The 14,508-nt window shown below is 74.8% G+C and carries 11 protein-coding genes; all 11 read right to left on the bottom strand.

Translation table 11 applies throughout. The features are described 5' to 3' along the window. Positions 1–271: 271 nt before the first annotated feature. The gene (locus G6R13_RS07220) at positions 272–1,000 is read right to left on the bottom strand and encodes a cell division protein FtsQ/DivIB (protein ID WP_186303353.1); all 729 of its coding nucleotides are present in this window, start codon (positions 998–1,000) and stop codon (positions 272–274) included. Positions 1,001–1,053: 53 nt separating this feature from the next. Next, on the bottom strand, positions 1,054–2,541 hold the full coding sequence (murC, locus tag G6R13_RS07215; protein ID WP_144879648.1) for a UDP-N-acetylmuramate--L-alanine ligase: 1,488 nt from the start codon (positions 2,539–2,541) through the stop codon (positions 1,054–1,056). Beyond that, positions 2,538–3,668: an undecaprenyldiphospho-muramoylpentapeptide beta-N-acetylglucosaminyltransferase gene (murG, locus tag G6R13_RS07210; RefSeq protein ID WP_041102719.1), complete on the bottom strand. Its 1,131-nt coding sequence runs from the start codon at positions 3,666–3,668 to the stop codon at positions 2,538–2,540. The genes murC and murG overlap by 4 nt, the downstream gene beginning before the upstream one ends. Then, the gene (gene ftsW, locus G6R13_RS07205; protein WP_144879646.1) at positions 3,665–4,957 is read right to left on the bottom strand and encodes a putative lipid II flippase FtsW; all 1,293 of its coding nucleotides are present in this window, start codon (positions 4,955–4,957) and stop codon (positions 3,665–3,667) included. Before ftsW ends, murG begins: the two co-directional genes overlap by 4 nt. 44 nt (positions 4,958–5,001) lie before the next feature. After that, positions 5,002–6,597 carry a UDP-N-acetylmuramoyl-L-alanine--D-glutamate ligase gene (gene murD / locus G6R13_RS07200; RefSeq protein WP_186303351.1) on the bottom strand — a complete coding sequence of 532 codons (1,596 nt, stop codon included), beginning with the start codon at positions 6,595–6,597 and terminating at the stop codon, positions 5,002–5,004. Further along, a complete protein-coding gene (gene mraY / locus G6R13_RS07195; RefSeq protein WP_144879644.1) occupies positions 6,594–7,721 on the bottom strand; it encodes a phospho-N-acetylmuramoyl-pentapeptide-transferase in 1,128 nt (375 codons plus the stop codon). Before mraY ends, murD begins: the two co-directional genes overlap by 4 nt. After that, positions 7,718–9,232 carry a UDP-N-acetylmuramoyl-tripeptide--D-alanyl-D-alanine ligase gene (gene murF / locus G6R13_RS07190; RefSeq protein ID WP_144879642.1) on the bottom strand — a complete coding sequence of 505 codons (1,515 nt, stop codon included), beginning with the start codon at positions 9,230–9,232 and terminating at the stop codon, positions 7,718–7,720. Before murF ends, mraY begins: the two co-directional genes overlap by 4 nt. Then, complete coding sequence (locus tag G6R13_RS07185; RefSeq protein ID WP_163721312.1) at positions 9,229–10,986, bottom strand: UDP-N-acetylmuramoyl-L-alanyl-D-glutamate--2,6-diaminopimelate ligase; 1,758 nt, start codon at positions 10,984–10,986, stop codon at positions 9,229–9,231. The genes murF and G6R13_RS07185 overlap by 4 nt, the downstream gene beginning before the upstream one ends. 38 nt (positions 10,987–11,024) lie before the next feature. After that, positions 11,025–12,779 carry a penicillin-binding protein 2 gene (locus G6R13_RS07180; protein ID WP_240335720.1) on the bottom strand — a complete coding sequence of 585 codons (1,755 nt, stop codon included), beginning with the start codon at positions 12,777–12,779 and terminating at the stop codon, positions 11,025–11,027. 68 nt (positions 12,780–12,847) lie between these two features. After that, positions 12,848–13,441, bottom strand: a complete 594-nt coding sequence (locus G6R13_RS07175) for a hypothetical protein (RefSeq protein WP_144879636.1) — start codon at positions 13,439–13,441, stop codon at positions 12,848–12,850. Continuing rightward, positions 13,438–14,433 (bottom strand): 16S rRNA (cytosine(1402)-N(4))-methyltransferase RsmH, encoded by a 996-nt coding sequence (gene rsmH, locus G6R13_RS07170; RefSeq protein ID WP_073116573.1) that lies wholly within the window; start codon positions 14,431–14,433, stop codon positions 13,438–13,440. The genes G6R13_RS07175 and rsmH overlap by 4 nt, the downstream gene beginning before the upstream one ends. Between the last annotated feature and the right edge of the window lie 75 nt (positions 14,434–14,508).

The following is a 14,508-nucleotide window of genomic DNA, read 5'->3' as shown; positions in this document are numbered from 1 at the left end:
ACAACGCCCCGGTGATCGGCGGCCACCCGGGGTGGACACCTTCAAGCACAGCGTGAAGCGAGCCTCGCGCGCGTTCGGGTCCACCGTACTGGGAGGCCCGCGTCACGTGCAAAAGAAAACGGCGTGTCCACGCGGAAAAGACGGCCTCCGCATCAACCTTCACGTGAGACTCGAAGGACCAGCCGCCGCGGTGATGGCACCCGGACTCGCGCGAGGCCCCGCGCCCCGACCTTCACCTTCACGTTCTACTGGAGACTCCTGTGGCCCCGGTTCAGCGCGTGATCGGCCGCGTGGGCACGGAGACGTCGATCTCGGCGACGCCGCCCGCCGCGGACCCGTGCCGCTCGTCCGCCAGGAACGCCTCGGCCACGGACCCCTTGAGGCCGGCGTCCTGCGCGTCGCCCCAGACCAGGGTCACCCCGCCCTCGAGCGCCAGACGGACCTGGCCCGGGCCCCGGGAGTCGGCCGTCTCGACACGATCCGCCACGGACTCCGGCAGGGCGGCCAGCACCTCGGCCACCTCGGCGCGCTCCTCCTGCGCCCGCTGCGGCAGCTCCTCCGAGAACGCGGGGAGGTCCTCGCCCTCGAGCCGCTCCTCCGGCACTCCCGTCAGGACGGTGCCGTCCGCGAGCAGCAGCTGCACGCCGTCGTCGCCGTCCCGCCGGGCCCGCGCCTCGTGCTCCCGGACCGCGACCTCCAGGCCGGTGGGCAGGCGGGGCACGGTCTGGACCTCGGCCACTCCGGGCAGACCACCGACCAGCTCGTCCACACGGCCGGCGCCGACGCGGGACAGCGGCACGCCGTACACGGGCTCCAGGCGCTCCTGGACGTCGGTGGCGGAGACATGGCGGGTGCCGGTGACCTCGACGCGGTCCACCGCGAGCACGGGCGAGAAGAACACGACCCAGCCCAGGACGGTCAGCACCGCGAGCACCCCGGCCGCCACACCCCAGCGCGTGGCGCGGCGCCGGCGCGCGGTGCGGCCCGGGAATCGGACCACGGTGGAGGCGTCGGCCCCGGCCGGAGCGACCGGCGGCGTCCCGCGGCCGAGCTTCACGGGTGGGCGACGCCGGGCGCCGCGTCCCGGCCGAGCTCGGCCAGCAGGTCCGGGCCCAGGGTGGTCACGTCCCCCGCGCCCATCGTCAGGACGACGTCGCCGGCCGTGGCGCCCGCCGCGAGCGAGCGCACCGCCTCGGCGCGGTCCTCGGCGACGACACGGTCCTCGGCGGCGCCCGTGGTGAGGCGGGAGGCGATGAGGGACGAGTCGACGCCGGGCATCGGCTCCTCCCGAGCCGCGTACACGGGCAGCACGCGCACCGCGTCCGCCCCGGAGAGGGCGGCGGCGAACTCGGCGGCGAAGTCCCGGGTGCGGGAGAACAGGTGGGGCTGGAACAGGACGTGCACGCGGGCGTCGCCGGCCACGGCACGGCCGGCGGAGACCGCGGCGGTCACCTCCGTGGGATGGTGCGCGTAGTCGTCGAAGACCCGCACGCCGCGCGCGGCGCCGCGGAACTCGAATCGGCGGGCCGTGCCCCGGAAGGCCTCGACGCCCCGCACGGCGGCCTCGAAGGCCATGCCCGCCCGGACGGCGGCCAGGACCACGGCGGCGGCGTTCAGCGCGTTGTGCCGGCCGGGCACCTGCAGGTGCAGGGTGCGCTCCGGTCCGTCCGCCATCCGGAACGTGGCGCGCTGGCCCACTCCGGTCTCGCCCGGCTCCACCGCGAGGTCGGTGACCAGCAGGTCCGGCGTCACGCCGTCGCGGGGCGCCGACCCGTAGGTCACGACGTCGGCGGCCGCGTGGTCCCGGGCCCACGCGGCCAGGTCCGCCGCGCCGGCGTCGTCGAGGCAGGTCACGAGGACCCCGCCCTGGGCGGCGGCCGGCAGCCCGCCCGCGAAGTCCCGGAAGACCTGGTGCACCGCCTCCTCGGTCCCGTAGTGGTCCAGGTGGTCGGCCTCCACGGTCGTGACGATCCCGATCGTGCTCGGGTAGTTCACCAGGGTGCCGTCGGACTCGTCGGCCTCCGCGATGAACCACTCGCCCCGGCCCGCCCGGGCGTTGGTGCCGAGCCCGGCGACGGCGGCGCCGACGGCGAACGTGGGGTCCCAGCCGGCGTCGGAGAAGGCCATGGCGGCCATGGAGGACGTGGTGGTCTTCCCGTGCGTGCCGGCGACGGCCAGCACCCGGTGGCCGCGCATGGCCAGGGCGAGGCCCTCGGAACGGTGCAGCACGCGCAGTCCGCGCGCCACGGCGGCGTCGTGCTCCGGGTTGCCCGGCCCGGCGATCGAGGAGGCGATCACCGTGGTGACGTCCTCGCCCAGGTGCGCGGCGTCGTAGCCGACCGTGATCCGGGCGCCGCCCGCGGCGAGCTCGCGCATCACGGGCAGGTCCTTCGCGTCGGAGCCGGACACCGCGACGCCCTGCTCCTGGAGGATGCGGGCGACCCCCGACACGCCGACACCGCCGATCCCCAGCAGGTGCACGCGGCCCAGGTCGGCGAAGCGGCCCTCGGCCGCGGGACGGCTGCTCTCGTCGCGGCTCATCGCCGGGCTCCTTCCTGGGCGGCCGAGCGCACGAGGCCGGCCATGGTGACGTCCGCGTCCCGGACGCCGAAGCGGGCGGCCGCCTCCCCCATGCGCGCGAGACGCTCGGGGTCGGTCGCCAGCGGGATCAGCTGACGCTGCACCCACGCGCGCCCGAAGGCGTCGTCGCGGACGAGCAGCGCACCCTCCGCCTCCACCACGGGGCGGGCGTTGAGCGCCTGCTCGCCGTTGCCGATGGGCAGGGGGACGTAGACGGCGGGCAGGCCGACCGCGGACACCTCGCAGACCGTGCCGGCGCCCGAGCGGGCGACGATCAGGTCGGCGGCGGCGTAGGCCTGCTCCATGCCCGCCAGGTACTCCCGCTGGACGTAGCCGTCCCGGACCAGCAGGCTGCCGTCGTCCTCGGTGAGGGCCTTGTCCCGCCCGGTCAGGTGGAAGACCTGCAGACCGGCGTCGAGGAGGTCGCCCAGCGCGGCGCGCACGGTGCGGTTCACGGCCAGCGCGCCCGAGCTGCCGCCGGTCACCACGACGGTGGTCCGGTCCGGGTCGAGGCCGAGGGCCTCGCGGGCGGCACGGCCGGCGGCCGCCCGGTCCAGGCCGGAGATCTCGGGGCGCATCGGCATGCCCACCCAGCGGGCGCCGCGGAGGCGGGTGTCCGGCAGGGCGGTGCCGACGTGCGTGGCCCGCAGGGCCCCGATGCGGTTGGCCAGGCCGGGGCGCGCGTTGGCCTCGTGGACCACCACGGGCACGCCGGCCCGGAACGCGGCGAGGTACACGGGGGTGGCGACGTAGCCGCCCACGCCCACGACGACGTCGGCGCGCCGGTCCCGCAGGATCCGGGCCGCGGTCGCGACCGCGGCGCGCATGCGGGCCGGGAAGCGGACGACGTCCATCGACGGGCGGCGCGGCATCGGGACCCGGTCGATCAGGTCGAGCTCGTAGCCCGCCTCGGGGACGAGACGCGTCTCCATGCCGGAGGCGGTGCCGACCATGGTGCACTCGACGGGACCGCCGCCGTCGTCCTCCAGGGCGCGGGCGATCGCGAGCATCGGGGAGATGTGGCCGGCGGTGCCGCCGCCGGCCAGCACCACCCGCAGGGGTCCGGAGGGATGAGAGGTCTGCGTCATCGGGGCTCCTGGAGGGCGGGGGTGGGGATCACGGGGAGGGGGTCGGTGTCCGGCTCGTCCGCCTGCGGGCGGGCGTCCGGCTGGACGGCACGGCGGCGCTCGTGGCGGGCGAAGGCCAGCACGATGCCGACCGCGCTCAAGGACAGGGTGAGCGCGGAACCACCATAGGAGATGAAGGGCAGCGGGACGCCCACCACGGGGATGATCCCGGAGACCATCGCGATGTTGACGGCCGCCTGGCCCACCAGCCAGGCCAGGATCCCCCACGTGGAGAGGCGGATGAACGTGGACGTGGTCCCGGCGGCGACGCGGTAGATGCCGATCGCCAGGCCGAGGTAGGCCAGCAGCACCACCAGCGTGCCCACGAGCCCGAGCTCCTCGCCGAGGATGGTGAAGATGAAGTCGTTCTCGGCCTCCGGGATGTAGCTCCACTTCTGGCGGGACTGGCCGAGGCCCGCGCCCCACCAGCCGCCCGAGGCCAGGGCGTACATCCCGTGCGCCGGCTGGAAGCAGGGGTCGGTGGCGTCGGAGCAGTCCCCCAGCCAGGCCTGCACCCGGACCATGCGGTGCGGGGCCAGGAGGGTCAGGGCCAGGATGCCCAGCACGCTCAGCGCCAGGAAGGTGAGGAAGACCCCCCAGTGGGTGCCGGCCACGTACAGCACCGTGGCCAGCACGATCGCGAGGATGATCGCGGTCCCGAGGTCGCTGCCCGCCATCACCAGGCCCAGCAGGAGCAGGCCGCCGGGCAGCACCGGGATCAGTGCGTGCCGCACCTGGGTGACGAGGCGGTGCTTGCGCTCCAGGACCGCCGCCGCCCACAGGGCCAGGGCGAGCTTGGCGGCCTCGGAGGGCTGCATCCGGAATTCGCCGATGCCCAGCCAGTTGCGATTGCCGCCCACGGTGACGCCGAGCGGGGAGAACGCGACCAGCGCGAGCAGGATCACGGCCACGCCGAACGCCGGCCAGGCCATCGCCTTGAGGACGCGCACCGGCAGGCGCGAGAACACGAGCAGGGCCGCCACGCCCGCCACCGCCCAGGCGCTCTGGCGCAGGAACAGCGCGTACGAGCCGCCGCCGGTGCCGATCGCCTCGACGGAGGACGAGGAGAGCACCATGACGAGGCCCAGCACGGTCAGCAGGGCGGTGCAGCCGCTGATGAGCAGGACCGACAGGTCGAGGGCGCGGCGGCCCTCGAGGACCCGCCACATCCGGCGCAGGAGCCGCTCCCGGTGCTCGGGGGCGTCGTCGTCCGCGCGGGGACGGACCGGGCGGAGCTCGATCGGGGACATGGCCCTCCTCACGGGGGAAGCGAGACGGTCGGGTGGGCGGCGGGTCAGTCGGCGTCGGGCGCGGCGTCGTCGGGCACGTCCCAGCCGTGCTCGCGCATCAGCCCGGCGACGGCCTCGATGAACGCGTCGCCGCGGGCCGCGTAGGAGCGGAACTGATCCATCGACGCCGCGGCGGGCGCCATGAGCACGGTGTCGCCGGGGCGGGCCAGGCCGTCGGCCACGCGCACCGCCTCGGCCATCACGGCCGCGCCGTCGGCGGGGCCGGTGCCGTCGGCCGCGGCGAGGGGGGCGTGGACGGGGACCTCGGGGGCGTGCGCGGCCAGGGCAGCGCGCAGGGCCGAGGTGTCCCTGCCCAGGAGCACCACCGCGCGGAGCCGGTGGGCGTGCGCGGCCACCAGCTCGTGATAGGTCACGCCCTTGGGCAGGCCGCCGGCCAGCCACACCACGGAGCTGAACGCCGCCAGCGACGCGTCCGCGGCGTGCGGGTTCGTCGCCTTGGAGTCGTTGACCCACATGACGTCGCGGGAGGTGGCCACGAGCTGGATGCGGTGCTCGCCGCGGTCGTAGGCGCGCAGGCCCTCGGCCACGGCCGCGGGGCTCACCCCGACGGCCCGGGTCAGCGCCGCCGCGGCGGCCGCGTTGGCCGTGGTGTGGCGCGGCGCCACCGGGCCCAGGTCGGCGCGCTCGGCCAGGGCGATCGCCTCGTGGCGCCGGTTGTCCAGGAACGCACGGTCCACGAGGATCCCGTCCACGACGCCGATGTCGGACAGGCCCGGGGTGTCCGTGGTGAAGCCGATCGCGCGGCAGCCCTCCTGGACGTCCGCGCGCTCCACGAGGGTGCGGGTCAGCGGGTCCTGCTCGTTGAACACGCAGGCCACCCGCGTGTTCGCATACACCTTGCCCTTGGCGGCGGCGTACTCCTCCATCGAGCCGTGCCAGTCCACGTGGTCCTCGGCCAGGTTCAGCACCGCCGACGACGCCGGGGCCAGGCCGTGCGTCCAGTGCAGCTGGAAGCTGGAGAGCTCGAGGGCGAGCACGTCGAAGCCCTCCGGGTCGCGGATCGCGTCGAGCACGGGGGTGCCGACGTTGCCGCAGGCCACCGCCCGACGGCCGTCCGCCCGCAGGATGGCCTCGACCATCGTCACGGTCGTCGTCTTGCCGTTCGTGCCCGTCAGGCACACCCAGTCGGCGGTCTTCCGGCCGGCGCGCTCGCGCAGCCGCCAGGCGAGTTCGACGTCGGACCAGATCGGCAGGCCCGCCGCGTGGGCGGCCATCAGCAGCGGCTGGTCCGGCCGCCAGCCCGGGGAGGTCACGACGAGGTCCGCGGCGGCGCCGTCGACCTCGGGCAGCGCCTGCGTGGCCGCCCGGTCCAGCAGGACCTCGCGGACCCCCACGATCCGCAGGGTCTCGGCGCGCGCCCGGTTCTCCGGCCCGTCATCGCCGTCCACCACCACGACGGCGGCGCCCAGCTCGGCCAGGGTGTCGGCCACGGAGAAGCCGGTGAGGCCCAGGCCCGTGACGACGACACGCAGGCCGGCCCACCCCGGAGCGTCCCAGGACGTGAGGTCGGCGGTGCGGGCGGTGTCGGCGCGGGGCCGGCGCACCGGTGCGGGCGCGGCGTCGGACGCGGGGCCGGTCACGGGGTCACCCCCGCGAGGCCGCCCTGGCGGATGAGCCAGTCGCCGTAGAAGATCGCGAGCCCCACGGTGACGCACATCAGGGACAGCAGCCAGAAGCGGACCACGACGGTCACCTCGGCCCAGCCCTTGAGCTCGAAGTGGTGCTGCAGCGGCGCCATGAGGAACACGCGCTTGCCGCCGGAGACCTTGAACCAGCCCACCTGGATGATGACGGAGAGGGTGATCGCGACCATGAGGCCGGCCAGCACGGCCACCAGCATCTCGGTGCGCGTGAAGATCGCGAAGCCGGCCAGGGCGCCGCCCAGGCCCAGGGAGCCGGTGTCCCCCATGAAGATCTTGGCCGGGGAGGTGTTCCACCAGAGGAAGCCCAGCAGGCTGCCCGTGAGGATCGCCGCGAGCAGGGCGAGGTCCATGGGGTCGCGGACCTCGTAGCAGCCGCGGGTGCCCTCGAGCGCGCAGGACTGGCTCGACTGGAAGAGCGATATCAGGACGTAGGCGCCCGTGATCATGGCGGTGGCGCCCGTGGCTAGCCCGTCGAGGCCATCCGTGAGGTTCACGGCGTTCGTGGTGGCGGTGGTGATGAGGTTCGACCAGATCACGAACAGGATGACGCCGATCGCGGGTCCGGCGAAGGCCAGGTCGAGCCACGGGATGTCCCGGGCGAAGGAGATCGCCGTCGAGGCGGGGGTCAGGCCCCGCTCGTCCGGGAAGTTCAGGGCGAGGACCGCGAAGGCGGTGCCGATCAGGGCCTGGAGGATGATCTTGCCGCGCGGCGTCAGGCCGAGCGAGCGCTGCTTCGTGATCTTCGTGAAGTCGTCCACGAACCCGACGAAGGCCATGCCCACCGTGAGCAGCAGCAGGATCAGGCCGGAGGCCGTGGGCCCGCCGAAGTCGACGCCGAACACCGCGAGCAGCCCGTGGGTGATCAGGTACGCCAGCACCATGGAGCCGATGATGACCGCGCCGCCCATCGTGGGCGTGCCGCGCTTGGTCTTGTGGGTGGTCGGGCCGTCGTCGCGGACGAACTGGCCGTATCCGCGCTTGACGAGGAACCTGATGAACAGCGGGGTGCCGACGGCCGAGAGGACCAGGCCGAGCACGCCGCCGATGAGCAGTCCGATCACGGTCGGGACTCCTTCGGGGAGGCGGAGGGGGCGGCGACGGCGTCGGCCGTGGCGAGGCGCTCGCCGAGGGCCGCGAGCCCGACGCCGTTGGAGGACTTGACGAGGACGAGGTCGCCGGGGCGCAGGTGCTCGGCGAGGAACGCCTCGGCCTGCGCGGCGTCGTCGACGAAGTGCGCCTCCTCGCCCCAGCTGCCCTCGTTGAGGGCGCCGATGTAGAGCGGCCGGGCTCCGGCGCCCACCACCAGCAGCTGGGCGATGTTCAGGCGCACCACGGACTCGCCCACGAGGGTGTGCTCACGGACGCGGGCATCGCCGAGCTCGAGCATCTCCCCCAGGACGGCCCAGGTGCGGCGGCCGCTGGAGCGGCCGAGGGTGGCCAGCGTCCGCAGCGCGGCGCGCATGGACTCGGGGTTGGCGTTGTACGCGTCGTTGATGATCGTGACGCCGTCCGCGCGGTCGGTGCGCTCCATCCGGAAGCGGCTGGCGGGCCCGAGCCCGTCGAGACCACGGGCGATCTCGGCCGGGTCCATGCCGGCGGCGTGGGCGGCCGCGGCGGCGGCCAGCACGTTGTGCACGTGGTGCAGGCCGGTCAGTCCGGAGGCGACCGGATGCCGCACGGCGGCCTCATCCGTCCCGACCTGCAGGTCGAAGACGGGGCGCTCCTGGTCGTCGGCTCGCACGTCCCGTGCGGCGACGAGTCCCGACGCGCGGCCGGCGGCCACGTCCTCGGCCGCGCGGGCGACGCCCCGCTCGTCCGCGGTGAACCAGGTGATCGGGGCGGCGGTCCGTGCCGCCATGCCGGCGACACGCTCGTCGTCGAGGTTGAGGACGGCGACGCCCTCGGGGCCGAGGGCCTCCACGAGCTCGCCCTTGGTGCGCGCGATGTTCGCCACGCCGCCGAAGCTGCCCGCATGGGCGGTGCCCACCATGAGCACGACGCCGATGTCCGGGCGCACGATGTCGCAGAGGTACGCGATGTTGCCGACGTGGTCCGCGCCCATCTCGACCACGAGGAAGCGCGTGTCCAGCTCCGCCCGGAACACCGTGAGCGGCACGCCGACCTCGCCGTTGTACGAGCCGACCGGTGCGACGGTGGGGCCCTGGGTGGCCAGCAGGGCAGCGAGCAGGTCCTTGGTGGTGGTCTTGCCGGCCGAGCCGGTGATGCCGATGACGCTGGTCGGGGAGTGCCCCCGGACGCGGCGCACGACCTCCCGGGCGAGCGCGCCCATCGCGAGCACGGCGTCCTCCACGATGATCGCCGGGTGCGCGGCGCCGTCGGGGGCGTGTGTGACGTGCTCGGCGAGCACAGCGGCGGCGCCGGCACCCAGCGCGGCGTCGATGAAGTCGTGGCCGTCGGCGCGCTCCCCCGGCTTCGCCACGTAGAGCGTGCCCTCGGCGGTGACCTCCCGCGAGTCGGGGGTGACGTGCACCAGCACGGTGGCGGGGTCGAGGGTGGCCGAGAGCGTGCCGGACACGGCCTCGGCGATCTGAGCTGCGGTGAGAGCGATCATGACTCGATGACCTTACCCTCGCGGACTGGGCCGGAGCCCGAGGCGGAGGCCGCCGCGACACGGGCGGCCAGGGCCTCGCGCAGGGCCACCCGGTCGTCCAGCGGGACGAGCTCGCCGTCGTAGTCCATCGTGGTCTCGTGCCCGCGGCCGGCCAGGAGGATGCCGTCCTGCGGCCCCGCCAGCTCCACGGCGCGGCGGATGGCCGCCGCACGGTCGGCCACCTCCTCGATCACGACCGTGCGGCCCTCCTCCCGCGCGATGCGGTCGGCCTCGGCGCGGGCGCCGGCGAGGATGTGGGCGCGGATCGGGGCCGGATCCTCCGAGTGGGGGGTGTCGTCGGTGACGATCACCACATCCGCCGCCCGGGCCGCGATCGCGCCCATCACGGGCCGCTTGTCACGGTCGCGGTCGCCGGCGGAGCCGAACACGATCAGGGTGCGGCCGCGCGTCCCCGCCGACGCCCGGGCGTCGGCGAGGGAGCGCAGCGCCTGGACCATGCCGTCCGGGTTGTGCGCGAAGTCGACGACGGCGTCCGGCTCGCGGCCCACGACCTCCATCCGCCCCGGGACGGCGGCGGCCAGAGGGCCCTCGCCCGCGGGCACGTCCAGGACGGCGGCGAGCGCGTCCAGGTGCTCCTCCCCCACGGCGTGCAGCACGAGCAGGACCGCGAGGGCCGCGTTGGCCACGTTGAAGCGGCCCGGCAGACCGACGGAGGCCCGCAGCTCCCGGCCCGTGGCCGCGTGGCGCAGCGTGAAGCGGTGGCCGAGGCCGTCCGGCGCGAGCTCGGCGACCTCCCAGTCCGCCCGGAGGCCGGGGTCATGTTCGGCCAGGGCGCCCGGCGTCGGCGCGGCCGGCCCGAGGGCGAGCGTGGTGACGGGAACGCCGGCGGCCCGGGCCATGGCGACGCCCCAGCGGGGTCCCTCGCCGCCGTCGAGCGTGATGACGGCGTGGTCGGTGCGGGCGGGGTCGAACAGACCGGCCTTGGCCGCGAAGTACTCCTGCATCGAGCCGTGCATGTCCAGGTGGTCCTGGGTCAGGTTGGTGAACCCGGCCACCGCGTAGCGCAGGCCGGCGATCCGCTGGTACGCCACGGCGTGGGAGGAGACCTCCATGACGGCGGTGTCCACCTCCTCCTCGCGCATGAGCGCCATGAGGGCGTGCAGCTGGGTGGCCTCGGGCGTGGTGAGCGTGGAGGGGACCTCCCGCTCCCCCGCGCGGATCAGGATCGTGCCCACGATGCCCGACCGGCGCCCCAGGGCCTCGAGCAGGGCGGCGGCGAGGAAGCTCGTGGTGGTCTTGCCGTTGGTGCCGGTCACGCCGAGCAGGCGCGGGCCGGCGTCGCCCCCGCCGCCGTAGACGCGGGCCGCCACGGTGCCGGCGGCGGTGCGCACGGCGTCGACCTCGAGCACCGGGACGTCGACCAGGCCCTGCTCCGCCAGGAGCGCGCGGCCCGCCGCGTCCGTCAGGACGCCGACGGCGCCGGCCTCCAGCGCCGTGGCCGCGAACGCCGCGCCGTGGGCGCGCGCCCCCGGAACGGCGACGTAGAGGTCGCCCGGGCGCACGACACGCGAGTCGAGGCTGACCCCCGTGACGCCGTCGGCCGGGGCCGCGCCGTGGACGTGGGCCGCGATCCCCGCCTCGGCCAGCGCCTGTGCGAGGGCGGGCCAGGGCGTGGCGGGGGTGTGGGAGGGCCGGAAGGCGGCGTCCTGCTGGGCCGGGGTCAGCGGCGCAGGGGGGTCACTCGGGGTGGTCATGGGGGTGCTCCTGGGGTGCTCGGGGCCGGAGGCGTGGGTCACCACGGCCGGTCCTGTGGATCGTCCACGAAGACGCGGTAGTCGTTCGGCTCGGCTCCGGTGGCGGGCACGTCCGCCTGGCGGAGCATGTACTCCATGATCGTGGCGGCCGCGATGGACACGTCCCGGGAGCCCTGCTTCGACGGCGGCCGATGCATGGACACGGACACCACGAAGCGGGGGTCGTCGAGCGGGGCGACGGCGGTGAAGCCGAGGTTGTAGCCGTCGTACGTGCCGGTGTCGCTCGCGGCCTCGGCGGTGGAGGACTTGCCGCCCACGCGATACCCGGGGATCGCGGCGGCCTTGCTGGTGCCCTGCGTCACGACGGTCTCCATCATGCGGAGCATCTGCGCCGCCGTCTCCTCGGAGACCACGCGGTGGGGCTCCGCGGACGACTCCCAGCGCTTCTCCGCGGCGTCGCCGTCCACCGTGGCGTCGATCAGCCGGGCCGGGATCAGCACGCCGCCGTTGGCGAGGGCCTGGTACATCTGGGCGGTGTGCAGGGTGGTCTGGGTGTAGCCCTGGCCGAAGGCCGTGGTCAGGCGCTGGCGGCCGTCCCACTGTTCGGGCGGGACGAGGACGCTGCCCGCCTGCTGCGGCAGGCCGAGGTCGATGGGCTGGCCGACCCCGAAGGAGCGCATGTACTCGTAGCGCTGCTCGTCCGTGATCTTCTCGGCGATCTGCACCGTGCCCGTGTTGTAGGAGCGCGCGTAGATGCCTGCCACGGTCATGTCGAACGTCGGGTGCGGGGAGAAGTCCCGGATGGTCTGCCCGTCGAAGTCCTGGCTGCTGGGGACGGTGAAGCCGTCCGTGGCGGTGACCTTCCCGGCGTCGACGGCGGCCGCGATCGGCAGCGCCTTGCCCGTGGAGCCCGGCTCGTACGGGGTGCTCATCACGGTGGAGGTGCGGAAGTTCCCCTCGGTGGCGTCGGGGTCGGCGGGGTCCACCGTGGTGGAGTCCGCCATGACGATCACGTCGCCCGTCTTCACGTCCATCACGACGGCGTTCGCCCACTCCGCGTCGTACTCGGCGGCGAGGGCGCCGAGGGTCTCCTGCGCGAACCACTGGGCGTCCTTGTCCACGGTCAGGCGCAGGTCGGCGCCGTCCACGGCCGGAACCTCCTCGAGCGGGGCGTTGGGGATGCGGATGCCGTCCGCGCCCACCTCGAACGTGCGGGTGCCCGGGGTGCCGGTCATGACGTCGTCCTGGCTGAGCTCGAGGCCCTCGAGGGCGGTGCCGTCGCCACCCATGAAGCCGATGATGCTGCCGGCGACCGACCCGTTCGGGTAGGTGCGGCGGTCCACCGCCTCGGAGAGCAGGCCCGGCACGTTGAGCGCCATGGCCTTGTCCCGCACCTCCGGGGTCACGGAGCGACGCACCACGGCGTACGGGCGGGAGCCGATGGTGGCCTCGCGCACCTCCTCCTCCGACATGCCGAGCACCTCGGCCAGGCTGGCCAGGCGGGAGTCCACGTCCACCAGCACGGTCTCCCGGGCCTCGCGGTCCCATTCGTTGAAGTCCTTGACGAGGCGCTGGTCCACGACGATGTCGTAGCGGCGCACGCTGGCGGCCAGCACGTCGCCGTCGCGGTCCAGGATGGACCCGCGCTGCGGCAGGGTCTCCTGGTGGGTCAGGCGCTGGTCCATGGCCGCCGCGGCCTGCCCCGTGGGGTCGATGCCCTGCACGTAGACGAGCCGCAGTGCGAGCCCGCCGAGCAGGACGAAGACGAGCAGGAGAAGGATGCGGGTGCGCACGGCGGGGTGCCCGGGAGCGGGCCCGACCGTCGATCCGCCGCGGGGAAGGTGCGAGGCGGGACGGTCGATCAACGGTCGGCGGCGTCCTGGTCGGGGGCGGCGGAGGCGTCCTCGCCGCCGAGGGTGCGCGGTCCCTCGATCTCGTCCTGGCCGTCGTCGGACGCCCCCTGGCGGACCGCGTCCGCGTCCGCCGGCGGCGCGACGTAGGTGGCGGAGACGTCGCCGTCCTGGGCCGCCTGGGCCTCGCCGCTGAACTCGCCCGTGCCCGCGTCCACGGAGGCGGTGCCGGCGGGGGCGACCATCCCGAGGGCGTCGGCGCGCGCGGCCAGGTTCTGCGGCGCCTCGAGGTGGCCCACCTGTTCGGCCAGCCGCTCATTGGTCTCGGTGACGGCCTGCTGCTCCTGGCGCAGGTCGAGGAGGGCGTACTGCCGGTTGGACATGGTGATGTTCATGACGAGCACCGCCGCGAGCGCGGCGAGCACCACGAGGACGCACAGCACGGTCACCCCGGAGCGGGATCGGGGCAGCGGGGCGGGCACCACCGAGAGCGGCGTGCGCTCCTGCGGAGCCGGCCGCGCGGGGGCGACGGGGGTCGACCCGGGGCGCAGCGACTCTGCGATCCGTGCGTGTGCGGCCATGCTCATCTCCTCGTGCAGCGTCATGCCGTGGTCCTGGACGTCCTGATCTTCTCAACCGCACGCACTTTCGCGGAGGAGGCGCGACGGTTCTCTGAGATTTCTTCTTCGGTGGGCTTCTCGGTGCCGCGGGTGAGCACCCGCACCACGGGTTCGTGCTCCTCCAGCACCACCGGGAACCCCGGGGGCGCCGTGGACGTGGCCCACGCGCTCAGATGCCGCTTCGTGATGCGGTCCTCGAGGGAGTGGTAGCTCATCACCACGAGGCGGCCGCCCACGTGGAGGGCGTCGAGGATGGCGGGCACGGCGGCGTCGAGGATGTCGAGCTCCTCGTTCACGGCGATGCGCAGGGCCTGGAAGGTGCGCTTGGCCGGGTGCCCGCCGGTGGCCCCCGCGGCGACGGGGACGGCCGAGCGGATCACCTCGACGAGGCGGCCGGTGGTCTCGATGGGGGCCTCGGCGCGGGCCCGGACGATGGCCCGTGCGATGGGGCCGGCGAAGCGCTCCTCACCGTCGCGACGGATGATCCGGCGCAGCTCCTGCTCGTCCAGCTCCGCCACGAGCGTCGCGGCGGAGCGCTCGGCGGTGTCGTCCATGCGCATGTCCAGCGGAGCGTCGTAGGAGTAGGCGAAGCCACGCTCCCGGTCGTCCAGCTGGTAGGAGGACACGCCGAGGTCGTAGAGCGCGGCGTCGACCTTCGTGACGCCCGCGGCGGCCATGGCCTCGGGCACCCGGTCGTAGGTGCCGTGGAAGGGGATCAGACGGTCGGCGAGGGGGCCGAGGCGCTCGGCGGCCATGGCCTGGGCGTGGGCGTCGCGGTCGATGCCGATGACGCGCAGCTGGGGGAACCGGGCCAGCAGGGCCTCGGTGTGCCCGCCCATGCCCAGCGTGCCGTCGACGGCGACGGGCGTGCGGCCGGCCTCGAGCGCGGCCTGGACGGCGGGGGCGAGGAGGTCGACGACGCGGTCCCGCATCACGGGCAGGTGGCGGTCCTCGGGGCGCGGCTGGCCTGCGTCCACTCTCGACCTCCTGCTCACATCGCGGTCCTGGCGGACCTCGGGCGGGATCCCCATCCGTCCGCCGCCGCGCCTGGC

Source organism: Micrococcus sp. Alg238-R198 (genome assembly GCF_900537135.1).
Taxonomy (GTDB): domain Bacteria; phylum Actinomycetota; class Actinomycetes; order Actinomycetales; family Micrococcaceae; genus Micrococcus; species Micrococcus luteus.
The sequence above is the reverse complement of the archived record's forward strand: the minus strand, read 5'-3'. Positions and strand labels throughout refer to the sequence as shown.